The sequence below is a fragment of the Mycobacterium bulgaricum genome (assembly GCF_041287165.2).
GTDB classification, from domain to species: domain Bacteria; phylum Actinomycetota; class Actinomycetes; order Mycobacteriales; family Mycobacteriaceae; genus Mycobacterium; species Mycobacterium bulgaricum.
In genome coordinates this window covers 139,026-163,433 of sequence record NZ_JBGGKV020000005.1, presented here as the reverse complement: position 1 = coordinate 163,433, position 24,408 = coordinate 139,026, and the positions used below count along the sequence as shown (strand labels likewise).

At 66.9% G+C, this 24,408-nt stretch carries 24 protein-coding genes; 9 read left to right on the top strand and 15 right to left on the bottom strand.

The genetic code is table 11. The annotated features are described in order from the left end of the window. Positions 1-21: 21 nt before the first annotated feature. Complete coding sequence (locus tag ACAG24_RS16015; RefSeq protein WP_370473718.1) at positions 22-1,503, bottom strand: FGGY-family carbohydrate kinase; 1,482 nt, start codon at positions 1,501-1,503, stop codon at positions 22-24. 88 nt (positions 1,504-1,591) lie between these two features. Here ACAG24_RS16015 and ACAG24_RS16010 point away from each other — a divergent pair, with 88 nt between their 5' ends. From ACAG24_RS16010 to ACAG24_RS16000, 3 genes are all read left to right on the top strand, one after another. Then, entirely contained in the window at positions 1,592-3,061 is a 1,470-nt protein-coding gene (locus ACAG24_RS16010; RefSeq protein WP_370473719.1) for an amidase, read from the top strand. A gap of 90 nt (positions 3,062-3,151) precedes the next feature. Next, positions 3,152-4,519, top strand: a complete 1,368-nt coding sequence (locus ACAG24_RS16005; RefSeq protein ID WP_370473720.1) for a hemolysin family protein — start codon at positions 3,152-3,154, stop codon at positions 4,517-4,519. After that, positions 4,512-5,510: a hemolysin family protein gene (locus tag ACAG24_RS16000; RefSeq protein WP_370473721.1), complete on the top strand. Its 999-nt coding sequence runs from the start codon at positions 4,512-4,514 to the stop codon at positions 5,508-5,510. Before ACAG24_RS16005 ends, ACAG24_RS16000 begins: the two co-directional genes overlap by 8 nt. A gap of 1 nt (position 5,511) precedes the next feature. Here the strand turns inward: ACAG24_RS16000 and ACAG24_RS15995 are convergent, their stop codons facing one another. The 6 genes from ACAG24_RS15995 to ACAG24_RS15970 form a co-directional block, all read right to left on the bottom strand. Further along, on the bottom strand, positions 5,512-6,534 hold the full coding sequence (locus ACAG24_RS15995; protein WP_370473722.1) for a sulfate/molybdate ABC transporter ATP-binding protein: 1,023 nt from the start codon (positions 6,532-6,534) through the stop codon (positions 5,512-5,514). 17 nt (positions 6,535-6,551) lie between these two features. Continuing rightward, a complete protein-coding gene (cysW, locus tag ACAG24_RS15990) occupies positions 6,552-7,370 on the bottom strand; it encodes a sulfate ABC transporter permease subunit CysW (protein ID WP_370473723.1) in 819 nt (272 codons plus the stop codon). Then, complete coding sequence (gene cysT, locus ACAG24_RS15985) at positions 7,367-8,236, bottom strand: sulfate ABC transporter permease subunit CysT (RefSeq protein WP_370473724.1); 870 nt, start codon at positions 8,234-8,236, stop codon at positions 7,367-7,369. Before cysT ends, cysW begins: the two co-directional genes overlap by 4 nt. Beyond that, positions 8,233-9,258 (bottom strand): sulfate ABC transporter substrate-binding protein, encoded by a 1,026-nt coding sequence (locus tag ACAG24_RS15980; protein WP_370473725.1) that lies wholly within the window; start codon positions 9,256-9,258, stop codon positions 8,233-8,235. Before ACAG24_RS15980 ends, cysT begins: the two co-directional genes overlap by 4 nt. 116 nt (positions 9,259-9,374) lie before the next feature. After that, the gene (locus ACAG24_RS15975) at positions 9,375-9,467 is read right to left on the bottom strand and encodes an Ms4533A family Cys-rich leader peptide (RefSeq protein ID WP_370473726.1); all 93 of its coding nucleotides are present in this window, start codon (positions 9,465-9,467) and stop codon (positions 9,375-9,377) included. Between the two features lie 114 nt (positions 9,468-9,581). After that, positions 9,582-9,794, bottom strand: coding sequence for a hypothetical protein (locus tag ACAG24_RS15970; RefSeq protein WP_370473727.1), 213 nt, complete (start codon positions 9,792-9,794; stop codon positions 9,582-9,584). An 85-nt stretch (positions 9,795-9,879) separates the two neighbouring features. Between ACAG24_RS15970 and ACAG24_RS15965 the strand changes: the two genes are divergently transcribed. Both ACAG24_RS15965 and ACAG24_RS15960 read left to right on the top strand, forming a co-directional pair. Further along, on the top strand, positions 9,880-11,886 hold the full coding sequence (locus tag ACAG24_RS15965) for a glycoside hydrolase family 15 protein (protein ID WP_370473728.1): 2,007 nt from the start codon (positions 9,880-9,882) through the stop codon (positions 11,884-11,886). Positions 11,887-11,961: 75 nt separating this feature from the next. Beyond that, positions 11,962-12,231, top strand: coding sequence for an ANTAR domain-containing protein (locus ACAG24_RS15960; RefSeq protein ID WP_370473729.1), 270 nt, complete (start codon positions 11,962-11,964; stop codon positions 12,229-12,231). Positions 12,232-12,234: 3 nt separating this feature from the next. On the opposite strand, the gene ACAG24_RS15955 is transcribed toward ACAG24_RS15960, so the two are convergent. From ACAG24_RS15955 to ACAG24_RS15930, 6 genes are all read right to left on the bottom strand, one after another. Further along, entirely contained in the window at positions 12,235-12,957 is a 723-nt protein-coding gene (locus ACAG24_RS15955) for a sensor domain-containing protein (RefSeq protein ID WP_370473730.1), read from the bottom strand. Between the two features lie 31 nt (positions 12,958-12,988). Further along, a complete protein-coding gene (locus ACAG24_RS15950) occupies positions 12,989-13,732 on the bottom strand; it encodes a sensor domain-containing protein (protein ID WP_370473731.1) in 744 nt (247 codons plus the stop codon). 392 nt (positions 13,733-14,124) lie between these two features. Next, the gene (locus ACAG24_RS15945) at positions 14,125-14,712 is read right to left on the bottom strand and encodes a carbonic anhydrase (protein ID WP_370473732.1); all 588 of its coding nucleotides are present in this window, start codon (positions 14,710-14,712) and stop codon (positions 14,125-14,127) included. Between the two features lie 26 nt (positions 14,713-14,738). Beyond that, positions 14,739-15,059 (bottom strand): P-II family nitrogen regulator, encoded by a 321-nt coding sequence (locus ACAG24_RS15940; RefSeq protein WP_370473733.1) that lies wholly within the window; start codon positions 15,057-15,059, stop codon positions 14,739-14,741. Continuing rightward, the gene (locus ACAG24_RS15935; RefSeq protein ID WP_370473734.1) at positions 15,056-17,614 is read right to left on the bottom strand and encodes a DUF2309 domain-containing protein; all 2,559 of its coding nucleotides are present in this window, start codon (positions 17,612-17,614) and stop codon (positions 15,056-15,058) included. The genes ACAG24_RS15940 and ACAG24_RS15935 overlap by 4 nt, the downstream gene beginning before the upstream one ends. Beyond that, complete coding sequence (locus ACAG24_RS15930; RefSeq protein WP_370473735.1) at positions 17,611-18,972, bottom strand: proton-conducting transporter transmembrane domain-containing protein; 1,362 nt, start codon at positions 18,970-18,972, stop codon at positions 17,611-17,613. The genes ACAG24_RS15935 and ACAG24_RS15930 overlap by 4 nt, the downstream gene beginning before the upstream one ends. Before the next feature lie 318 nt (positions 18,973-19,290). On the opposite strand from ACAG24_RS15930, the gene ACAG24_RS15925 reads away from it, so the two are divergent. From ACAG24_RS15925 to ACAG24_RS15915, 3 genes are read left to right on the top strand one after another with little or no spacing between them, the layout of a single operon-like run. Next, a complete protein-coding gene (locus ACAG24_RS15925) occupies positions 19,291-19,653 on the top strand; it encodes a CBS domain-containing protein (RefSeq protein ID WP_370473736.1) in 363 nt (120 codons plus the stop codon). Positions 19,654-19,689: 36 nt separating this feature from the next. Beyond that, the gene (locus tag ACAG24_RS15920; RefSeq protein ID WP_370473737.1) at positions 19,690-20,643 is read left to right on the top strand and encodes a TerC family protein; all 954 of its coding nucleotides are present in this window, start codon (positions 19,690-19,692) and stop codon (positions 20,641-20,643) included. 38 nt (positions 20,644-20,681) lie between these two features. Next, entirely contained in the window at positions 20,682-21,077 is a 396-nt protein-coding gene (locus tag ACAG24_RS15915) for a helix-turn-helix transcriptional regulator (RefSeq protein ID WP_370473738.1), read from the top strand. 46 nt (positions 21,078-21,123) lie between these two features. On the opposite strand, the gene ACAG24_RS15910 is transcribed toward ACAG24_RS15915, so the two are convergent. Then, the gene (locus ACAG24_RS15910) at positions 21,124-21,786 is read right to left on the bottom strand and encodes a sensor domain-containing protein (RefSeq protein WP_370473739.1); all 663 of its coding nucleotides are present in this window, start codon (positions 21,784-21,786) and stop codon (positions 21,124-21,126) included. A gap of 38 nt (positions 21,787-21,824) precedes the next feature. Then, positions 21,825-23,729 (bottom strand): translation elongation factor 4, encoded by a 1,905-nt coding sequence (gene lepA / locus ACAG24_RS15905; protein ID WP_445206202.1) that lies wholly within the window; start codon positions 23,727-23,729, stop codon positions 21,825-21,827. A 61-nt stretch (positions 23,730-23,790) separates the two neighbouring features. Between lepA and ACAG24_RS15900 the strand changes: the two genes are divergently transcribed. Further along, entirely contained in the window at positions 23,791-24,402 is a 612-nt protein-coding gene (locus ACAG24_RS15900; protein WP_370473741.1) for a type II toxin-antitoxin system PemK/MazF family toxin, read from the top strand. The last annotated feature ends 6 nt before the right edge of the window (positions 24,403-24,408 follow it).

Genomic DNA, 24,408 nt, shown 5'->3' with positions numbered 1-24,408 from the left:
TCCGGCGCGGACTTCGCTGATTCACGTCGTGTCCCTCGCCGCCAGGCGATGCACCTGCTCACGCGTCGCCGGATAGAGCTCACGCCATGCGGTGTAGAGATCGTCGTAGAGGTCCCTGTTGCGCGGGTCCGGTGTGATCTCGTGGGCGATGCGCGCCCAGTCCGTTTCCGGCGGCACCAGTCCGACACCGATGGCGGCCAGCAACGCGTCGCCGTAGCTGGCACCGATGGCCTGTTCGGGCACCAGTTGGGTTCTGCCGGTGATGTCACTGACGGCCTGCGCCCAGATGGGACTGCGCAGCCCACCGCCGACGGCAACGGTGCGCTTGCCCATGTGGGCGTCGTCCAAGCGCTCCAGGATCTGACGGATACCGAACGAGATGCCCTCGTAGGCGGCACGGAAGAGGTGACCCCGGGTGTGCCGCAATGTCAGGCCGACGACGAGTCCCCTGGCCTGCGGGTCGAAGACCGGCGTGCGCTCGCCGGCGAAATAGGGCACCACCAGCAGTCCCTCGCTCCCGGGCGGCACCTCGCGCGCTTCGGCCATCACGTCGTCGAACGAGGCCTCTCCCGTGACACCTTGTAGCCAGCCGATCAGGCTTCCCGCAGTCGACGTGCCCGCAGCCAGCGCGAGGCTTCCGCGCTCGGGGCCCGCGGTCGTCCACAGCGTCGGATCGCTGTGATACTCGCCGATGATCTGGACCAGGAACATCGTCGAGCCGTACATCAGCATCTGATCCCCGGGCCGGCGCACGCCCACCGAGAACGCTTCCGAGTATGCGTCGACAGTGCCTGCCGCCACCGGCGTGCCGGCCGGCACCCCGGTCACCGCGGCCGCGGTCGCGGTGACGGTTCCCACGACGTCGCTGGGCCAGACCAGCCGAGGCAGCCGCAGATGACCGCAGATGCGTTGCGCCCACGGTTCGTTCCAGGCGAACTCACGGGTCAGGTAGAGCGGATCGCACTGGCTTGCGGTGTGGTGGTCGAGGACGTATTCGCCCGTCAGCTTCGCCGTGACGTAGGAGTTCGACCCGTACCACCCCGTCGCGCGATCGAACACGTGAGGCTCGTGTCGGCGTACCCATTCGATCTTCGGACCCACCGCCTGGCTCGACAGCACGGTGCCTGCTCGGTCCTGAATGTTCTCAGCACCGAATTCCTCTGTCAGAGAATCGATCTCGGCGGCAGCGCGAGTGTCGATGCCGTAGAGGATGGCCGGCCGCAGCGGCCGCAGGTCGTCGTCGCAGAGCACCAGGCACGGCCCGACGCCGCTGACGCACATCGCCGCCAACGACGCGTTCGGCGGCATCCGGCCCATCAGCGTCGAGCTGATCGAGCACACCTCGTGCCACCACAACCGTTCGGCATCGACCTCCGCCCAGCCGGGCCGCGGCAGGGTCATGCCGTGGGCGATCGTCTCGGTGGCGAGCACGGTGCCCGTGGGGTCGACCAGGACACCTTTGGTGCTTCCCGTTCCCATGTCGATCCCGAGCAGCACGTCCATGCGACAACCCTATGGCGGCGGTGGCGGCCCTATCCTGCGAAACGGCGGGCGCCGCTCGCACCGACTCCGGCACGCCTACTGTGAGCTGATGGATTTCGCCGAGTACCGCACATTCGACGCCCTCGGGTTGGCAAAGCTGGTCGCCGACAAAGAGGTCACCGCCGACGAGCTCCTCACGCTGGCGCGTGCCCGCGCGGCCGAGGTGAACCCGCGCATCAACGCGATCGTGCGTGACGTCCCGGCATCGCCGCCGGCGAATCCCACCGGTCCGTTCGGCGGTGTCCCGTTCCTGATCAAGGACCTCGGACAGGACTACGCCGGGCTTCCCACCTCGGGGGGTTCGCGCGCCCTGCGCTCGACGCCCGTCGCCGAGCACGCAACGGTCGTCCAGCGCTGGATCGATGCCGGCCTCATCATCTTCGGCAAGACCAACACCCCCGAATTCGGCGCGAAGGGCATCACCGAACCGGTGGCCTGGGGGCCGACGCGTAATCCGTGGGACCTAAACCGCGCCCCGGGCGGATCCTCGGGCGGCGCGGCGGCCGCGGTCGCCGCGGGCATCGTGCCGTGCGCGGGGGCCAGCGACGGTGGCGGCTCCATCCGGATCCCGGCCGGCTGCTGCGGCCTCGTGGGCCTCAAGCCGAGCCGCGGCCTGACACCGTCGGGCCCGTCGGCCGGCGAGCCGATGCACGGAGCCGCGGTCAACGGCGTCGTGTCGAAGTCGGTCCGTGACACGGCGGCGATGCTCGATGTCCTCTGCGGCGGCGAGCCCGGCGGACCCTACGTTCCCGCCCTCCCTGAGTCGCCGTTCGCGTCGTTCGTCGGCCAGGACCCGGGGAAGCTCCGGATCGGGGTGCGGGTCCCGTCCGCGATCACCCCGAAACCGCACCGCGAGGCGTACGCCGCGGTGGAGGCCGCCACCCGCGCGCTGACCGACCTCGGCCATCACGTCGAGGAATTGCCGGAGGCACCGTTCGACGACGCCGCACTCGCGCGCGACTTCCTGCTCACCTGGTTCGCCACCCTCGCCTGGCAGGTCGAGGAAGCCAAGCGCATCTCCGGCGCGGGAGACGACGGGTTCGAGCGCGACACGCTCATCATGGCGGCCCTGGGCCGGGCGACCTCCAGCATCGACTACATCGATGCCGTCGCGCGTCGCCACGAGCACACCCGCAGGCTGACGACCTTCTTCGCCGACTACGACCTCCTGCTGACACCGACGATGGCGACGCCGCCCCCGAAGATCGGTGAATTCGACCTGCCGGAGCTTCTGCAGCGCGGCTCGGACGTGTTGCTCAAGACGCGCACGGCGCGGTTTCTGCGCTATACCAAGATCGTCGACGACATGGTCGACGACAACCTCGGTTGGGTTCCGTACACCCAACTCGCGAACCTGACTGGGCGTCCGGCGATCTCGCTACCGCTGCATCAGACGTCCGACGGCCTGCCGCTCGGGGTCCAGTTCGTGGCGCCGCTGTCGGGAGAGGCGCTCCTGCTCCGTCTCGCCGCTCAGCTCGAAGAGGCGGTGCCCTGGCGGGACCGCGTGCCCCCGCTGTAAGCCGCCACTGCCGAGAAGTCGGTACAGTGGGTGCCGACGCCCTTTCACGAGCAAGGACTCGATGCATCCTCATAGACCCGAGGCGGTCACATGCTGACCGCCGTTCTCGGTATTCTCGCTGGCTTTCTCGTCGTCCTGTTGATCACCGCGCTGACCGGATACTTCGTCGCGCAGGAATTCGCCTACATGGCTGTGGACCGTTCCCGGCTCAAAGCGCGCGCCGAGGCAGGTGACACCGCCTCCGAACGCGCACTGACGGTCACCCGCCGCACGTCGTTCATGCTGTCGGGCGCCCAGCTCGGCATCACGGTCACCGGCCTGCTGGTCGGATACGTCGCCGAACCACTGATCGGTCGGGGGTTCGAGGTGGTGCTGGGGGGTACCGGGATCCCCACCGCGGTGGCGGTGGGTATCGGCGGTATCTTCGCGATCGGATTCTCGACCATCGTCCAGATGCTCTTCGGCGAGCTGTTCCCGAAGAACCTCGCGATCGCCCGCCCCGAGCCGCTGGCCCGCTGGCTGGCGCTGTCGACCACGCTCTATTTGAAGGTGTTCGGCTGGCTCATCAAGCTCTTCGACCAGTCGTCGAACCTGCTGCTGCGCGCCCTGCGCATCGAACCGGTGCACGATGTCGAGCACTCCGCCACGCCACGCGACCTCGCCCACATCGTCGCCGCGTCCCGGGACGCCGGCGAGATTCCGCGGGAGCTGTCCGCGCTGCTGGACCGGATCCTCGACTTCCCCACCAGCACTGCCGAACACGCGATGGTGCCCCACGCCCGCGTAGACGCGGTCACCGCCGACGAACCGGTGTCGGCTGTACTGCAACGCATGTCGTCCGGACACACCCGCTATCCCGTCACCGGAGCCGATCCCGACGACGTCGTCGGCGTCATCCATCTGCATGACCTGCTCGGGGCGGTGCCCGATTCTGACCGCGCAGGCGCGCACTGCAGGCCGGCGGTCTTCGTTCCCGAGACGTTGCCGCTACCCAATGTCGTCCGCGAGCTGGAGAAGCGCGGCGAGGAGATGGCCATCGTCATCGACGAATACGGCGGCTTCGCCGGCATTGTGACCATCGAGGACCTGGCCGAGGAGCTTGTCGGCGACATCGACGACGAGCACGACTCCGAAAGCGACGCCGCCGTCGTGGCCGACGGGGACGGCTGGCTGCTGGCGGGCGATGTCCCCCTCGACGAAGTGGAACGCACGCTCGACGTGAAGCTCCCCGCAGGGGATTACGAGACGGTCGCGGGCATGGTCATCGCCCACGCCGTCGGGTTGCCCGCCGTCGGCGACACCGTGGTGGTCGACCTGCCGGACGACCCTGCCGACTTGATCGACGAGGGCACCCCACCGAAGCGGCGGTTGATCACCAAGGTCATGTCCGTCGAAAGACGGGTTCCGGCAACGGTTTCGGCCACCATCGAGATCAGTCCGGAGGCCGGCGATGAGTAATCCGTGGGTTGTCGTCGCCATCACCGCCACGCTGATCGGTCTGAGCGCGTTCTTCGTCGCCGTCGAGTTCGCGCTGATCGCCGCCCGCCGCAATCGGCTCGAGGATGCGGCGGCCACAAGCGCCGCGGCCCGCGCCGCGCTGCGCAGCGCCGGAGAACTCTCGCTGCTGCTCGCCGGCGCGCAACTGGGGATCACCGCGTGCACACTGCTGCTGGGCGCGATCACCAAACCTGCTGTGCACTACGCCATCACTCCGATGATCAGAGACCTCGGGGCACCGGGGTGGGTGGCCGACGTGGGCGGTTTCGTCCTGGCCCTGCTGATCGTGACGTTCCTGCATCTGGTGATCGGCGAGATGGCGCCGAAGTCGTGGGCGATCGCGCATCCGGAACGCTCGGCGACCCTGCTGGCACTGCCCATGCGCGGCTTCATGTTCGTGACCCGCCCGCTGCTGCGCGCGCTCAACCATGCCGCGAACTGGTGCCTGCGCCGCGTCGGTGTCACACCCGTCGACGAGCTCACCGACACCCAGGACCCGGACACCCTGCGCCAGCTCGTCGAGCATTCGGCGACGGTGGGCACCCTCGACGAGCGCTATCACGCGAACCTGGCCAGCGCACTGGAGCTCGAAGCCCTGACCGTCGGCGAGGTGGCCCGCCGCGACACCGTGCACAGCGACGTCCCCGTCGACGCCACTTCCGTGCAGATCCAGGAAACCGCCAAGGCGACAGGCCATCTGCGGCTGTTGGTGACCGACGGCGCCGCCACGGTCGGGGTCGTGCACGTCCGCGACAGCCTCGCCGGGTCTGCGACCGCGCGGGAGCTGATGCGTCCGATCTTCACACTGCCCGAGGACACCTCCGTCTACGAGGCGCTCGAAGTCATGCGCAATACGCGCAACCACCTCGTGGTCGTCGACGGGCCTTCGGGGCGCGGGCTGCTGACGCTGACGGATCTGCTCTACCGGCTGTTGCCGACCGAAGCGGCCTGACTCAGGAGACGACGACCGCGTGGTCCGTCGGCAGGGACGGCACGCGGGTGGCGCGGACGTACACGGTGTCACCTTCTTTGAGGCCCAGCGCTTCTGCGTCACCGCGGGTGATCTGCGCGGTGAACGGCGTCTGGGTGGCCGCGTTGAGCAGTTCCACGCGGACCTCGAAGCCGAGCATGACGACGCGTTCGATCACCGCGCGGGTGACACCCGTGGCCTGGATCGAGTTGTCGCTGGTCGCGATCGCCATGTCGGGATTGCGCCCGACCCGAATGTCGTGCGGACGCACCAGAACTCCGTTGAGCGAGGACACCGCGCCGAGGAACGACATCACGAACGCGTTGGCCGGTGCGTCGTACACCTCGCTCGGCGAACCGACCTGCTCGATCCGTCCCCTGTTGAGGACGGCGATCCGGTCGGAGATGTCGAGCGCCTCGGACTGGTCGTGGGTGACGAGCACCGTGGTCACGTGGACTTCGTCGTGCAGTCGCCGTAGCCAGGCGCGCAGATCCTCACGGACCTTGGCGTCCAGCGCTCCGAACGGTTCGTCGAGCAGGAGGACCTCGGGGTCGACCGCCAACGCTCGCGCCAGGGCCATGCGCTGGCGTTGCCCACCGGAAAGCTGGTTCGGGTAACGATTCTGGAAGCCCGCGAGCCCGACCACCTCGAGCAGGTTGTCGACCTTGTCCTTGATCTCCGCCTTCGACTTCTTGCGGATCTTCAGACCGAAGGCCACGTTGTCGCGCACCGTCAGATGCTTGAACGCGGCGTAGTGCTGGAAGACGAAACCGATGCCGCGGCGCTGCGGCGGGATGTTGGTGACGTCGCGGCCGTTGATCACCACCGAGCCGGTATCGGGGTTGTCCAACCCGGCGATGGCTCGCAGCAGCGTCGACTTGCCGGATCCGCTCGGCCCCAGCAGCGACGTCAACGACCCTTTCGGGACCGTGAAGTCGACGTTGTCGAGCGCCGCGAAATCACCGAAGTGCTTGTTCGCGCCGCGGACGACGATCGCGTCAGTCATGAATGGGACTCCCCTGCTCAGTCTTCGGATTTCGTGCGTTTGCGCTGCGCGTCGAACACGATCTGCGCGATCAGAACCGTGACGGCGACGGCCATCAACACCGTCGAGATCGTGTAGGCGCCGTAGTCGTCACCCCGGGTGTAGCGGTCGTGCACCAGAAGTGTGAGCGTCTGCGACTGGCCGGGAAGATTGGAGGACACCACCAGCACGGCACCGAACTCACCGAGGGTGCGGGCGACGGTCAGTACCACGCCGTAGGTCAGGCCCCAGCGGATCGACGGCAGAGTCACCCGCCAGAACGTCTGCCACGCATTGGCGCCCAGGGTGGCCGATGCCTCCTCCTGATCGGTCCCGATCTCGTGCAGCACCGGTTCGACTTCCCGGATCACGAACGGCAGCGTCACGAAGATGCTGGCCAAGACAATTCCGGGAAAGCCGAAGATGATCGTGAGACCGAGATCGTTCTGGACGAAGCCGAACAGACCTGCAGTCCCCCACAACGCGATCAACGCCACGCCGACCACGACCGGGGAGACCGCGAACGGCAGGTCGATCGCCGCCTGCAACGCGTTCTTGCCACGGAACTTCCTGCGCGCCAACACCAATGCGGTCGACACCCCGAACACCACGTTGAGCGGTACCACGATGGCGACGACAAGCAGTGACAGCGAGAGCGCCGACTGGGCTGCGGGTGTGGTGATGGAGGCCCAGAACGCACCGAGGCCGGGCGCGAACGTCTGCCACAGGATCGCCCCCAGGGGGACGATCAGCAGTCCGAAGATGTAGACGATCGCGATGACGCGCAGGATCAGCCGGGTCGGCAGCGAGAGGGTCATCGCGCCGCCTCATCGCGCTTGGCGGCGCGGGCACCGAAGTAGCGCAGGACGAACAGGACGACGAAGGAGATCACCAGCAGCACAATCGAGATCGCCGCGGCACCGGCGGGGTCGTCGTTTTCGATCAGCGTCCTGATCCACTGTGACGACACTTCCGTCTCGCCGGGGATCGCTCCGCCGATGAGCACGATCGACCCGAATTCGCCGATGGCCCTGGAGAAGGCGAGGCCGGCGCCCGAGAGCAGTGACGGCGCCAGCGCGGGCAGGATGACCGAGAAGAAGATTGTCAGATTGTTGGCGCCCAGCGAGGCCGCCGCCTCTTCGACCTCGCGATCGAGTTCCAGCAGCACGGGCTGCACAGCCCGCACGACGAAGGGCAGCGTCACGAAGGCCAGCGCCACTCCGACGCCCCACGGGGTGTGCTGGATATGAATGCCCACCGGGCTGGACGGGCCGTACAGGGCAAGAAGGACAAGGCTCGCGACGATCGTGGGCAGCGCGAACGGCAGGTCGATGATCGCGTCGATGATCCGTTTGAACGGGAAGTCGTCACGCACCAGCACCCAGGCGATCAGCAGACCGAACACCAGGTTCACCAGTGTCACGACCACCGAGATCGTCAACGTGACTTCGAACGATGCGATGGCCGACGGCGACGTCACCGCCGAGACGAACGCGTCCCAGCCGCCTTTGGCGGAGATCCACACGATGGCGGCCAGTGGCAGCAGCACGATGACCGACAACCAGACCACCGCGACCCCGACCTGGAGGCTGGCGCCACCGGGTCTGCGGAGTCCCCGGCCCCCGCCCGGGGCCGGTGTCAGCTCCGGGCGGATGGCCTCAGGGTTCGGGTCAACGACCGTCATCCAGTCGCCTGCTTGTAGATCTTCGTGATGGTGCCGTTGTCCTTGTCGAACAGCTCGTTGTCGATCGCGCTCCAGCCGCCGAGGTCATTGATCGTCCACAGCTTCTCCGGCGCCGGATACTTGTCCTTGTATTCCTCGGCCACCGCCGGGTCGACGGGACGGAACCCCGCCTCGGCCCACACCTTCTGGCCTTCCGGGGTGAACTGGAAGTCCACGAAGGCCTGCGCCTGGTCGAGGTGCTGGCTGGTGTTGACCACCGCGGTCGGATTCTCGATCTTGAACGTCTGCGCGGGGTTGACGTGTTCGAGGTCGAAGTTCAGCGCCTCGTTCTCGTAGGCGAGCAGCACATCGCCGCTGCCCTGGCGGAACACGTCGGTGGCCTCCCGGCCCGAGCCGGGACGCAGCTTCACATGCTCGGTCACGAGCTTGTTCACGAAATCGATACCGGCCTGCGGATTCTGGCCGCCGTTGCTCGCGTATGCGTACGGAGCCAGCAGGTTCCACTTCGCCGCACCGGAGCTCAGCGGGCTCGGTGTGATGACCTCGATGCCGGGCTGCAGCAGGTCGTCCCAGGTGCGGATGTTCTTGGGGTTTCCGGGGCGGACCGCGAACGTGACGACCGAGCCGAACGCGATGCCCTTGTTGGGGCCGGCGTTCCAGTCCTCGTTGACCTTGCCCGCCTTCACGAGCCGGGTGATGTCCGGTTCCACCGAGAAGTTGACCACGTCGGCCGGCTTGCCCGACTCGACGCTGCGGGACTGGTCACCCGAGGCGCCGTAGGAGGCGGTGACCTCGACGCCCCTGCCCTCGTCCGTCTCGGCGAACGCGGGTGCGGCCTTCGACCAACCCGGCTCCGGGACGGCGAACGCGACGAGCGTCAGCGTGGTCTCGGCATTGCCGCTGCCGCCCTCACCGCCGGCCACGTCGCTCGCGCCGCCGCCACAGGCCGCCAGCAGCGTCGCCGTGGTGGCGAGTGCGGCGGCGGTGCGCCAGCGCCTCGTGGATTTCAGGATCTTCTGCATTGGTGACCTTTCCGGTGTCGGTTTGCGAGGATGGACCGTCGCGGAAAGGCAGGTTCTTGCCGAAAGGCGATCACGCCACAGCCGTCACCGACGCCGAGCCACGAACGGGCAGGGTGTCAGCAACAACAACAGACATCAGCAACGGCGGAGAAACCCACGGCAATGAGGGCCACGATGTGACCACCCTTGTTGCCGGACGCCAGTTGCATGGCGCGAACAATAACAGAGCGATCGGAAATGTCAGCGCGTGAGCACCCACATCACGATGACCAGAACGATCAGCGCCACGAGCGCCAGCGTCACCCTTGAGCGCGGCATACCTGTCATCGGGGAGCCTCACGTCCATCGTTGTCGTCGTCGGTATGACGGATACGGTGCAGAATCCTGATGCCGTTGCCGAGCAGACCGTCGAGCACCACGGCCGCGGCGTACGCCAGCGCCAGCACCACCGGCATGACGACCACCGTCTGCGCGACGAACGGCAGCCCGGACAGCCACAGCTCCACTCCGTCCCACCAGTTGAGGAAGCCGTCCACCCGGCCAGCCTAGGTGGTGCCGAACAACACGGATAACGGGGTGTTCCGGTAGACGCCGGGGTGTCCGACAGTCGATGATGTGCCCATGGTTTTGCAGCAGCCCGAAACCTCGGGCGGGGTGTCCCCCAACGGGGAATCGTCGGCCTTGACCCTGCCTTCGCCGACTCCGTACGCCACCGCAGGCCCGTTGCGGAACCCATTCCCGCCCATCGCGGATTACGCGTTCCTGTCGGACTGCGAGACGCAGTGCCTGATCTCCTCGGCGGGGTCGGTGGAATGGCTGTGTGTGCCTCGCCCTGACTCCCCCAGCGTGTTCGGTGCGATCCTCGATCGCGGCGCAGGCCACTTTCGCCTCGGTCCCTACGGGGTGTCGGTGCCCGCCGCGCGCCGGTACCTGCCCGGCAGCCTGATCCTCGAGACCACCTGGCAGACCCACACCGGCTGGGTCATCGTGCGGGACGCGTTGGTGATGGGCCCGTGGCACGACCTCGAGCGACGCTCGCGCACACACCGCCGCACCCCGATGGACTGGGATGCCGAGCACATCCTGCTGCGCACGGTGCGGTGCGTGAGCGGCACCGTCGAGCTGGTCATGAGCTGCGAGCCGTCATTCGACTACCACCGCACCAGCGCCCAGTGGGAGTACTCGGCCCAGGCCTACGGCGAGGCGATCGCGCGCGCGACGAAGGATCCCGATTCGCATCCGACGCTGCGGCTCACGACCAATCTGCGCATCGGGCTGGAGGGCCGCGAGGCGCGTGCGCGGACCCGGCTCAAGGAGGGCGACAACGTCTTCGTCGCGCTCAGCTGGTCGGGTCACCCCGCGCCGCAGACGTTCGACGAGGCCGCCGACAAGATGTGGCAGACCAGCGAGTGCTGGCGGCAGTGGATCAACGTCGGCGACTTCCCCGACCATCCGTGGCGGGCCTATCTGCAGCGCAGCGCGCTGACGCTGAAGGGCCTCACATACTCCCCGACCGGCGCGCTGCTGGCCGCCCCGACCACGTCGCTGCCGGAAACGCCTCAGGGTGAACGCAATTGGGACTACCGCTACGCCTGGGTGCGCGACTCCACCTTTGCGCTGTGGGGTCTCTACACGCTCGGGCTGGATCGCGAGGCCGACGACTTCTTCGCGTTCATCGCCGACGTGTCGGGCGCCAACAACGGTGAACGGCACCCGCTGCAGGTCATGTACGGCGTCGGTGGCGAGCGCACCCTGGTCGAGGAGGAGCTCAACCATCTGTCCGGGTACGACAACGCCCGGCCGGTGCGCATCGGCAACGGCGCCTTCGACCAGATGCAGCACGACATCTGGGGCACCATGCTCGATTCGGTCTATCTGCACACCAAGTCGCGCGAGCAGATCCCCGAGACGCTCTGGCCCGTCCTCAAGGAGCAGGTCGAAGAGGCGATCAAACACTGGAAAGAGCCCGACCGCGGTATCTGGGAGGTGCGCGGCGAACCGCAGCACTTCACCTCCAGCAAGATCATGTGCTGGGTGGCCCTCGACCGCGGCGCCAAACTCGCCGACCTCGAAGGCGAGAAGTCCTACGCCCAGCAGTGGCGTGCCATCGCCGAGGAGATCAAGACCGACATCCTCGAGCACGGCGTCGACGAGCGGGGCGTGCTGACCCAGCGGTACGGCGACCCGGCGCTGGACGCGTCCCTGCTGCTGGCCGTGCTCACCCGATTCCTCCCGCCCGACGATCCGCGCATCCGGGCAACGGTGTTGGCCATCGCCGACGAGCTCACCGAGGAAGGATTGGTGCTGCGCTACCGGACCGAGGAGACCGACGACGGTCTGTCCGGCGAAGAGGGCACCTTCACCATCTGCTCCTTCTGGCTCGTGTCGGCGCTCGTCGAGATCGGCGAGATCCACCGCGCCCGGCACCTGTGCGAGCGACTGCTGTCGTTCGCCAGTCCGCTGCATCTCTACGCCGAGGAGATCGAGCCGCGCACCGGACGGCACCTCGGCAATTTCCCCCAGGCGTTCACTCACCTGGCTCTGATCAACGCCGTGGTGCATGTGATCCGCGCCGAGGAGGAGGCCGACAGCTCAGGCGTCTTCCAGCCCGCGAACGCCCCTGTGTAACAAGACCGTCGCGGTTTTGCGTCTGCCTGCGCAGAACGCTCCCGCCGCCCCGCCGTCAAGCGGACCATCGTGAGCATGAGTTTCCGTGGGCAGGACGGCACGTCTCGTCAGGTCATCGATGTCGCGGTCGGCATTCTCGTCGGGCTGCGCGGATGCGCGCGAGCGGACGCGTTCGACGAACTGGTCCGCGTCGTACATCAGACCGGCATCGGCCTGGGAGCGATCGCCTCAGGTCTGGTGGCGGTCGCGAGCGGTTCGTCATCCGCCGACCACGCCGAGGCCTTCAGTGCGTGGGGCGACCTGATCAGGAGCAGCCGTACCGGGACCCTCGCCGCTGCGCGCTGAGCGTCACTTCGCGGCGTTCTCGACCATCGCGTCGGCGATGGCGGCCGCCTCGTCGGTGATGTCGTAGCCGCACGCCCAGGCTTCGACCGTCACGTTCGACACCCACGACAGCGCATGCTGACATCCCCAGCCGTCGGCCCCCTCCTGCGTGGTCATCTGGGTGATCAGCGTGTCGCCGACGCGGACGTCGTCGAGTTGCCACAGGTACTCCCCTTCGCCCACGACGATCGCGTCGTTCGCGCAGTCCTGCCATGTCGCCAGCGAGCGGTCGAAGAAATCCCTGGCGTTCTGCTCGGCCGGATACAGCACCGCCGTCTGCTCCACCCAATGGTCGTTGTCCTCATCGGGTTCGCGTGCCACCTGGTCGCGTACGGCCGTCCAATCGGTGCCTTCGTACACCGGCGCCTCGGCGCCGTACACCGCGCCCAAGCAGTCCGGATCGGACACGTCCTCGGAGTGGTCGGTCATGTCGTCGAGGTCGCTGGTGACCTTCATCTGCGTCGAGCCGAGGATGCCGTTGATCTCTCCGATGGTCAGCAAGATCTCGTCGAGCTTGGCTTCGTCGAGCGGTGGAACGTTGAGCGGTCCCTCCCCGTGGCCGCGGACCGCCTGCCCGTCGACGGTGCTGACACAGCCTGTGATCAGCACCGATGCGGCTGCCATCACGCCGGCGAGGCGGGCGCGACGGTTCGCGGCGGAGATTCTCACCGACTCATTGTGGGTCATGGGCCACTGCCGCGGTGACCAGCGGCACCCGTCAGCGCGTTGTGTTGATCTTGTCGAGAATCGCGGCTGCGACGGTGACCGCGCCGCGGGCGTCGCCACCGGGTCGCGGATCGGTGAGCTCCACCTCGACGATGCAGTCGCCGGCGAGCCCGACGGCGCGCATCCCGGTCGGCGATTCGGTGCCGCCGGAGGTGTGCAGCACGTTCGCCGAAAGCACCTGCTCACCGAACGCGACGTCGGTGATCCTGCTCAGCTCGTCGGCCCCGTGGCCGGGCAGCTGCAGCGACACCGTCTGGCCGTTGCAGCGCCGCCATTGATCGGTCATCGACGCGAAGAACTCCTGCGCGTCGCCGGGAGAAGCCAACTGGACCACACCGAAAAAGCCCGTCACCGGCGGGGTGTCGAACCCGCCGCCGGCCCACGTGTTCGTTGCCACCGACTGCACCGGACTGGCGCCGTAGACGATCTTCTGGAGCCGGTAGGCAGAGCTGACGCAGTCCACCGGCGCGGCCTGGCCGTCGGCGACGCTGCTCAGCAGGACGTCGGCCTCACCTTCGACGGGCTGCCCCATCAGGCTGTTCGACCCGGTGCCCAGCGCAGCGGAAAGTTCGGGAGCGCTGGGTAGGAAGCGTGCGAGCGGGATCGCCGCCGATGGCTGCGCCGCCTCGACGATCGTGACGACAGGCCTGTCGTCGACGGGGGCTCCCGAGCATCCGGACAGTCCGAGCGCGACGCACACCGCGCCGACCGCACCGGCGGCTGATCTCCCCGACATATCACTTGGGTAGCACGCCTCGACCCCGCGCGCGACCTGGTTCAGAGAACCCTCAATACTTCGCCAAGCACCGCGAGCGCGCGTGTCAGCACGGCAACACGCCGACCCCGCTGACAATCCACGCGCGTTCGCCGAAGACGTGCGCGCGCAAAGCGCCATGGAGGTGCGGCGTGGCGGCGTGCCGACACGCGCGCTCGCGGTGCGACGACGTCACTTGCTGCCGAGGTGCAGCGCCGCCGAGAACGCGGTCAGGTTGAACACGACCACGAGCACCACCACCGTGACGGCGACGAGCTTGGCGCTACCCAAGGATTGCGGGTTGGTCATTGGCCACTCCTCAAAGCCCTGACGAAATGTGTGGCACAGTGCGCGAATAAGGCACGCAGTCAGACCTAGACGAGCTCGAAGACCTTGCTCACGCTCTCGTCGACGGCGCCGAAGGCGGCGTGCACGTGCACCTCGCCATCAGTGGAAGAAACCGTGGCGCTCACGATTCCGCACGTTCGGTCGTCCACGCGGCGCGACAGCATCGGGGAGCGTTGCATCAGGGCGACACCGGTCTCGACGATGTGGGCGGCGGCGACCGACTGGACCGAGTCGGCGGCTGTTCCACGCCGCACCACCGACGCCAGCGCATGCTCGACCACCCGGCGCATGGAACCGCCGGGGAGTTCGGCGTGTTCCCATGCCCGCAGAGCCGCATGCATGGCCGGGCAGTCGTCGTGACCGAGCACGACGATCAACGGAACCTTGAGTATCTCGACCGCGTACTCGAGGCTGCCCAGCACGCTTTTGTCCACGACGTGGCCCCAGGTGCTGATGTCGAACAGCGCGCCGGTGTCCTGACCGAACACCGCGTCAATGCTCAGGAGGGCGTCGGCACACCGGAAGACGGCGGCGACGGGGTGATCTGACGACTGTCCGTAGGACGGCCGCTCGCGGTCACGCAGCTGCTGCCAGGCTGCAAGTGGAAGGGTCATGAGTTCCGTCCTTTCGTGATGGTGGATCAGCTGAAGTACTCGGGCCTGCTGACGTAGGTTTCGGTCACGAACATCACGCCCGAGGACGCGTCCAACAGTGGCCGCAGACCGGCGAGCAATGCCTCGACCTTCGTGTCCGGAACGACGGTGATGATCAATTCCAGGGTTGCCTGCTGGTTGAACAGCAGCCGGCCCTGGCGATAGCCGTGATGGCCGAGCCCCGAAACCCCGGACAGGCTGGTGTAACCGGTGGCGCCGACGCTCCCGATGAGCTCCCGCACCGCCGCGGCGTCGGCTCCTCCGACCACGACTTCGATCTTGGTCATCTTGGTCAGGTTGGTGGTCATGGAATCATCTCCTCGTCGTAAACCTGTTGTGCACGATGGGTTTCAGTCCAAGGCCGCCAGCCGGCGCGGGTCCAGCGCTGCCATGAGTGCGTCGGATCTTCACGGGCGGCGACAACGATCCAGTCGTTGCCAAACAGCTGTTGCAGAATCGGATTCCGTTCGACGACCGTGTCGATGCGGGACAGGGGCGCCTGGATGACCGCGAGGAGCCGAAGCGGCTCGTGCAGCAGCCGGTCTCCATAGCTCACCGATTGCGAGGGCAGGCCCAGGCGCAGGTCGCCGGCGTGACCGGCGATCACCCCCACGTTCCCGACGACGTTGTGGACTGTCTTGCTTCCGGCACCGAAGACGTCGGGGGCGACCGCCGAGAAGTAGTACTGACAGTTGATCCACTGTGCCACCACCATGGGTGCGGTCAGGATGGTCTCCAGCGCGGTGGCGTCGGCGTCGGCATCGGCGTCGTAGGAGTGCAGGAAGGTTCGACGACCCAGGTCGAGTCCGCGTGTGACGTCACGCGGCGCGACGATGAATGCGGCGTTGCCGGCCAACCCCCACTCCGGGTACACCTGTGCCCAGTCGACCGCCCTACGCCCGACGTGCCTGGCGGCGACGCGCGGCGAGGGACGCCGCCGGGCTCCGGGCAACACCGCGCACCTCTCGGCTGCCAAGGCCCCCCCAGCACAGGCGAAGTCGGCTTCGAGTCGGTCGATGTCGGCGCGATGGCTGCGAGGAATCAGGTGATCGTCGAGGACGGCGACGCGGTCGGTGGCGGTGTCGTGCACAGCGGCCACCACGTGGGTGTGGTCCGGGATGTCGATGCCTGCGTTGCGCAACTCGTCGCGAACTTCGGACTGGTTGAGGATGCGCGCCGCAGTGCGGGCATTGGGCGCGCCGCCCTGCCCACCGCAGGCGCCGCAGTCCAGCGCCGCTTGGTACGGGTTGTTCTCGGTGCCGCTGTGGTGTGCACACAGGACGACGAGCCTTCCGAATCCATCTGTTAGACCTATGGTTTTCAAGGTCACCTGCGCAAAGAGCACACGCTCGTGCAGCGGAATCGATTCCACGGTCACCAGGGTTTTCGCCTCGGGCGTGATCGCGTCGCGCAGCCGTCGCCGCACGCCGGCGACGGCAGCTGGGGCCAGGGTTTTGGCCGCTGACAACGGAGCCGCGATCCAGCCAGCGGCTTCTGCGAGGGTGAACGGGCCCGCTGGAGACTCTTTGGCGGCGTGGTAGGCCGACTCGGCCCCGCCCAGGGTGATCGCACCGCTGAGGCGACGCTCGGCGACGCTGAGCGCCTCAGGCGCGGGTTGTTCGGCGATGTTGTGATGCGGCCGGATCAGCACGGGGCACAGGTCAGCTGGTGCACCGCCCAGGAGGTCGGTGAACCGGATGGCGACAGCGAAGAACCCGGCAAAACCCAAAGTCTGGTAGCCGCCGCATGATTCGAGATGACGGCGCAGACCTTCTGAGCGGGTGTCGATGCACGTGATGAGGTGGGTGTGCGCGGGCTCCGGGCTGCCGGGCGACCAGGAACCCAGGTCGGCGAGTAGCCCGTCCTGATAGTGAGCCTCGAAGGCGTTCTGCCAGATGAGTGGACGGGCGGGGGCGGGCAACGCGGCGAGGATGCGCGCGGCCGTGGCCAGGTCCGACTCGGTGGCGCCGGCCAGGCCCCACACCGTGAAGAGGTGCGCGGCACGATCTCTGGCGGTCGACGGGGCGAACACCACCGGCTCCTCGATCTGGCCGTTCGCGTTCTCCATAAGCGCCGCTTCATAACTCAGTCGCATGGCCAGGTACTGCAACAGGTCGATGCCGCCGTCACGATCGGCGCACCAGTTCACGTGCGCGGCCCACCCCGGCAGCCGGGTGAGATGCGCCTGCAGATAGGTGACCCGGTTCTCATCCGGGATGGCAAGGGCGTCAAGCGCTTCCAGCACGCTGTCGTCGGGACGTTCGGCGATGTCGCGCAGGCGGGTGCGTAAGGTGCGCGGCAACGTGCGGTCGGTCGGCGCCAGCGCCCGCCACGCGCTGTAGAAGCCGTGTTCCCTGCCGGGCATCGGCCAACCCGCCTCGCCGAGAAAAGCCGCCATCCACTTGGAGGTTTGTGCGTCGACGACGTCGGCCGCGTCAGCCCCATGGTCCTCGGCTCGAGTTCGGTACAACCGCCGTGGTTCTGGGGCGGGAATGCCATGGAGGAGGTCGGCACGCAGCAGCGCGGTCGCGCTCAGACGGCGGTCCGCAAGCGACAGGTCGGGCTCGCCGGCCAGTATCGGGTAGCGCCGCAGGAGCGTCCGATCGAGGTCGGCGTCGGTGATTCGTCCCTGGCGGTACAGGTTGCGGAATACGGTCTCGTGAAGGGTGCCCGGTGTCCCGTAGAGGTCGCCGGCACGCCGGACGGCCTGTTCGAACGGCATGGCCTGCAGGCCGGCTAGCGGGTTGACCGCGATGAAGGTTTCGAGCGGATAGTGGGTCGGCAGCACCCGCGCAGCGATGCGAACGTCGCTGCGCAGCCGCGCGCGCCGGGAGTCCAGTTGATTCGACGTGGAATCGGTCATCGCGGTGATCCTCCGGTGGCAGGTTGGACGGTTGCTGCGCTGAGCGCCTGGGTGTAAACGGTGCGGCGCAGGGCCGCGGCGACCGGCGACCGGCGCAAGACTGCCAGCGCGCCGAGCAGGATGGCCGCGGCGGTCACGGTCACCCAGACCTCGACCGGGGCGACCGTGGTGTCCGGTAGCGACGGCGCAAGGAAGGCGGTAATCGCGCTGATCACTGCGACGTAGCCAACAGCGCAGGGCAGTAAGACGGCCCCGGCGCTGACTGCGCCGGCGATGTCGGGGCGGCGCTTCAGCCACCCCCAGGTAGCCGCCGCACCGGTGACCCAGGCGAACAGCAGCAGAGCCTGCTCGGACGCGTGGGTGTGCGTCCAGGTCGAGAGCAGCCCGGTGGCGGCGAGCAGTGCGGCCAACGGCAGTGCCGCGGAGGTGATCTGGCTGAACAACCGCCGGCGGCCGTCCAGACGCGGCGCTGGGGGCAGGGCGATGAGCCGACGGTGGCGGGCGATCGCCGAACCGGAGGAAAGGAACAGAGTAGCTTTGTAGAAGCCATGCGCCACAAGGTGGATCACTGTCGCAGCCCAGAGTCCGAGCCCACAGGTCAGGATCATGAATCCCATCTGCGCCATGGTCGAATAGGCAAGGGCGCCTTTGATGTCCGGCTTTACCAGCATGGCGGCGGCACCATAGGCCATCGTTGCTGCGCCCGCGGTGACGATGAGGGCGGTGGCCAGCATCGGACTGGGCAGCGGACTCAGCCGGATCAGCAGAATTCCGCCGGCGTTCACCACGCCGGCATGAAGCAGTGCCGACACCGGGGTCGGTGCCGCCAGAGTCGCGGGCAGCCAACGGTGAAACGGGAGTTGCGCAGATCGGGACAACGCGGCGGTGACGATCAGCACGGCCGCCAACGATGCTGAAGCACCGTCGAGCTGGGATGCCGGCAGGTCGGCCAGGGTGACACTGCCCGTCCCGACGTAGATCAGTCCCACGGCAAGCCATAGCGCGCCGTCGCCGATCAGAAATGCCAGCCCCGCACGGCGGACACCGTCGCGAGCGCTGTCGAGATGCCAGTAGGTGCCCAGGAGCAGGCACAATGCGACACCAGCCGCAGTCCAGCCGACAGCGACGCCGACGATTGTCGTGGCTGTCGCCATCACAGCGGACGATGCGGTCAGGAAGCCGGCGCCCGCGGTGAACCACCAGGCCCGCGAATCACCCGCGAGGTAGCGCACCGCAAACGCCTGCGCCACTGTGCTCACCCCGAAGATCAGCAGGAGCACCGTTACCGCCAGCCGGTCGGTGCCGAAGACGAAGACACTTGTTCCGACGGTGACCTCCTCGCCGCGGGCAGCGCTCACGGCAAGTCCTGCAGCAAGAACGAATCCCGCTCCCGCGCTCACGGAGCCGAACCGCGCCGTAAGCACAGGCGCTCTTCGTCCGAGCGCGGCCGCCAACATGGCCGCCGATAACGGCGCTGAGAGCAACAGCAGGAGCGCGGCGGCTTCGTCCCACACGAACATACGAACTAAATTACGTGCAATGCATTGCGCGTGTCAAATGTTGTGTTTTCTTCTGCGCATCTTTGAGATCGTTTTGTAACGAAGTTTGTTTCGTGTGTTACTGTTCGCACTAAGGTCGTGAGAGGAAGGACGCCGACAGTGCGCGCAGGAGATGTCATGATTCGCCCGGTGGTCTCGGTGCGGTCCTCGGCGCCACTGCGTGAAGCCGGTACGGTGCTGGCGGATTACGGCTATGCCGGCCTGCCGGTCGTCGATGAATCTGGTTGTCTTCTAGTCTTTCTCACGGCCGGCGACGTACTTCGTGCCGGCCCCGCGGGTGAAACGACGGCGATCACTGCGATGACAGCACCGGCGGTCGCCGTCGGCAGTCGGTGGATCGCCCAGGTGCGGCAGGGCGAGGTGCTTATCGCCGGACACTTCGACAGCGACGCAGAGCGGCGGATCGCCACGGCGCTGATGGGGATGGTTCCCGGCGTCCGTGAGGTACGCATCGGGGCAGCAATGCCCAGCACGGACTGACTTGATACCGACAGTTCACCAGATTCGAGGAGACCGATGGCCGACGCAATAGTCGTTCCACTGTGGGGATGGGTCGCACTGACCGCGGCCATCGCGGTGATGTTGGCGATCGACCTTTTCCTGCACCGCGACAACCATGTCATCAGCTTCCGCGAAGCCGCGGTGTGGTCGTCCATCTGGATTGCCGCGGGACTGGGTTTCGGCGTGATCGTCTGGTGGGCGTACGGCGCCGAGGTCTCGGGGACCTATTACGCCGGTTACCTGATCGAGAAGGCCCTGTCGGTCGACAACGTCTTCGTCTTCGCGCTGATCTTCACCTACTTCGCGGTGCCGGACCACTACCAGCACAAGGTGCTGTTCTGGGGGGTCATCGGTGCGCTGCTGTTCCGTTTGGTGTTCATCTTCATCGGCGCCGAACTGCTGGCCGCATTCTTCTGGACCGCCTACATCTTCGGCGCCTTCCTGATCTACACCGCCTACAAGATGGCCTTCCAGCACGACACAACACTCGAACCGGACAAAAACGTGATTGTGCGGTTGGTGCAGCGGGTGATCCCCACAGATCCGCGATACCACGGAGACAAACTGTTCACCCGGGTCAACGGCAAGCGGATGGCCACGCTGCTCTTCGTCGTCCTGATCGCCGTTGAGGCGACCGATCTGATCTTCGCGATCGACTCGGTGGCCGCCGTGCTGGCCATCACCACCAGTACGTTCATCGTCTGGACCGCCAATGCCTTTGCGGTGCTGGGCTTGCGGAGCCTGTACTTCTGCCTATCCGGTCTGCTCCGACGGTTCACCCATTTGCACTACGGCCTCGCGGTGCTGCTCGCCTTCGCAGGCGTCAAGCTCATCCTGTCTGAGACTCCCGTCGGCAAGCTTCCGATTCCGTTGACTCTGAGCGTCATCGTCGTGACGCTCACCGTCTCGATCGTGTGGAGTCTGCTTGCAACCCGAACCGAAAAACCGACTAGCGACGCGCTGGATTAGTGAAATGCTTCACATGAATGGGCCGTACCATGTTGGCGATGGTCGCTGCGAAACGAACGCCGAAGACGCCCCCGCGGGCGCGCACCCCCGATAAGGCAGCCACCCGCGCGCGGTCGAAGAAAGCGCCCGAGGGTGACGTCAAGGCTCTCGTCGAGTCCGGCGGTCAGTCGCGCGGGTGGACTTTCCTGACCAACCACGCCCACGTCCTGTTGTGCCTGGCGCGGGAATCGCTGACCGCCCGTGAACTGAGCCTGCTCATCGGGATCACGGAGCGCTCAGTGCAGGCCATCCTGGCCGATCTCATCGCTGAGGGCTACTTGGAAAAGACGAAGGTCGGCCGGCGGAACAGCTACTCGGTGAATCCGTCGGGACGCCTGCGCCACCCGCTGGAGTCCGCACACACGGTCGGCGAATTGATCGACGTACTGGCGTAGTCGGCGCACACAGATCAACAACGCTTCTCGTGCAGCCCGCGCGCACTTACCGATCGGCGACTTTGGCGACCATCGCGGTCAGCAGCTTCGTCGCCTCGTCGTCGATCCGCTCGGCGCACACCGACGCCTCCAGCACCACGTTCGACACGGCAACGAGGGCATGTTCACACTGCCACGGGATCGAATCGACCGCCGTCGACCTCTGGCTCAGGATTCCCTCTGCGCGCACCGCGTCACTCAGATCCCAGTCGTACCAGTCTTCCCCGTCGCTGACCGACACGTCCCGTCCCGCACAGTCCTGCCACTGCTGCTCCGACTCGACGATGAACTCCTCGGCGGCCGCCGCCGACGGCATGACGACGCCCGTCTCTTCCACCCAGTGCTCGTACTCGGCCCCGGACTCGCTGGCGAGCCAGGTGAGGACGGCGGTATAGCCGGTGCCGGCGTAGACCGGCTCCTCCGCGGTGTAGAGCGCGCCGATGCAGTCAGGGTCCGAGACGTCGGCGGTGTCGTCGGTCATCCGGTCGACCTCGTCGGTGACTTCGATGCTCGAGCTGCCCAGGACGTCGCCGAGTTCACCGTCGTCGAGCAGGATGTCGCCGAGGTCGCGCTCCCCCAGCATCTCGGTGGACGAGGCGCCGGCGCCGCGCACCGGCTCACCCTCCACGACGCTGGTGCAGGCCGCTGTCCACACAGCGGTCAGGGCCATCACGGCTCCGGTACACGCCCTGCGCTTCACTCCGCGGGCTATTTCTTGGGTTTGTCGGCGACGGACTCCGTCGACAGCGCGGCGACGAAAGCTTCCTGCGGCACGTCGACCCGGCCGATCGTCTTCATCCGCTTCTTGCCTTCCTTCTGCTTTTCCAGCAGCTTGCGCTTACGGGTGATGTCGCCGCCGTAGCACTTGGACAGCACGTCCTTGCGGATGGCCCGGATGTTCTCGCGCGCAATGATTCTCGAGCCGATCGCAGCCTGCACGGGCACCTCGAACTGCTGGCGCGGGATGAGTTCTTTGAGCTTGGTCGTCATCTTGTTGCCGTACGCCGACGCGCCGTCCTTGTGGACGATTGCGCTGAACGCGTCGACGGCCTCGCCCTGCAGCAGAATGTCGACCTTGACGAGGTCGGCCTCCTGCTCGCCGGCCTCTTCGTAGTCGAGGCTCGCATAGCCGCGGGTGCGCGACTTCAACGAGTCGAAGAAGTCGAAGATGATCTCGCCCAGCGGCATCGTGTATCGGAGCTCGACGCGTTCGGGCGAAAGGTAATCCATGCCGCCGAGCTCGCCGCGTCGGGCCTGGCACAACTCCATGATCGTGCCGATGAATTCGCTGGGCGCAATGACGGTCGTCTTGACCACGGGCTCGAACACCGAACGGACCTTGCCTTCGGGCCAGTCCGACGGGTTGGTCACGACGATCTCGCTGTTGTCCTCTTTGACGACGCGGTAGACGACGTTGGGAGCGGTCGAGATCAGGTCGAGGTTGAACTCGCGCTCCAGCCGCTCGCGGGTGATCTCCATGTGCAGCAACCCCAGGAACCCGCACCGGAACCCGAACCCGAGCGCCACCGAGGTCTCCGGCTCGTAGGTCAACGCCGCATCGTTGAGCTGCAGCTTGTCCAGCGCCTCGCGCAGCACCGGATAGTCCGACCCGTCCACCGGATACAGCCCCGAATAGACCATCGGTTTGGGCTCGCGGTAGCCGGTCAGCGCCTCCGTCGCGCCCTTGCGCGCGGTCGTCACGGTGTCGCCGACCTTGGACTGGCGAACATCCTTCACGCCGGTGATGAGGTAGCCCACCTCGCCGACGCCGAGTCCGTCGGACGCCTTCGGTTCCGGCGAGACGATCCCCACCTCGAGCAGTTCGTGGGTGGCGCCGGTAGACATCATCGCGATGCGCTCGCGCGGGGTGATCTTGCCGTCGACGACGCGCACGTAGGTGACCACGCCGCGGTAGATGTCGTAGACGGAGTCGAAGATCATGGCGCGGGTCGGCGCGTCCGGGTCGCCCTGCGGCGGCGGGATCTCGCGGACGACGTGGTCGAGCAACTCGGAGACGCCGACGCCCGTCTTGCCCGACACCCGTAGAACGTCCTCCGGCTCGCAGCCGATGATGTGGGCGATCTCGCCGGCGTAACGATCGGGGTCGGCCGCGGGCAGATCGATCTTGTTGAGCACCGGGATGATCGTCAGGTCACGGTCCAGCGCCAGGTACAGGTTGGCCAACGTCTGCGCTTCGATCCCCTGCGCGGCGTCGACCAGCAACACCGCACCCTCGCAGGCCTCCAGCGCGCGGGACACCTCGTAGGTGAAGTCGACGTGGCCGGGCGTGTCGATCAAGTGCAGGACGAACTCTTCATCGTCCACGACCCACGGCAATCGCACGTTCTGGGCCTTGATGGTGATACCACGCTCACGCTCGATATCCATCCGGTCCAGGTACTGGGCCCGCATCGAACGCTCGTCGACCACGCCGGTGAGCTGCAGCATCCGGTCGGCCAGCGTGGACTTGCCGTGGTCGATGTGGGCGATGATGCAGAAGTTCCGAATCTGCGCCGGCGCAGTGAACGTCTTGTCGGCGAAGCTGCTGATGGGAATCTCCTGGTGAGCGGGGTCTGTCAGCCTGATCAGGCCCGTCCAGAGTATCGACCGCAGCACCCCGCAGCCCAATCGAGCCGCGATCGAGGTGGTGGCTCAGCGCCTATGCTTGTCGGGTATGTCCGCATCGGCATCGCCTTTCAAGGCGTTTCAGCGCTTCCTGGTGAAGAGCACCGAGAACCTTGTGTTCAACGAGGCGCCGAAGCTGGTCCGCCAACTGCAGAAGTCCGACACGCTGCAGCGCGGTATCCAGCAGGGCATCCGCATCGGATTGGACGTCCTCGCCGGAGCACCCGACAACACTGTGCCCGCGCTACCCGCGGGCCGCCCCGTTTCCAGCAATTTCGTCCCCACCGCACACCGCGCGCGCAGGGTGTCGTATTCGCCCGACCTCGACGGTCGCGCCGACCCCGGCGAAATCGTCTGGACATGGGTGGTCTTCGAAGACGACCCGACCCGGGGTAAGGATCGTCCCGTGCTCGTCGTGGGCCGCGATCGCAACATCCTGCTCGGACTGATGTTGTCGAGCCAGGACCACCACCGCGGCGACCCCAACTGGGTCGGCATCGGCAGCGGCACGTGGGACTACGAGGGCAGAGCCAGCTGGGTGCGCCTGGATCGGGTGCTCGACGTGCCCGAGGAAGGCATCAGGCGCGAAGGCGCGATCCTGGAGCGGACGGTATTCGACCTCGTCGCGGCGCGGCTGCGCGCCGAATACTCATGGTCGTGATTCTCG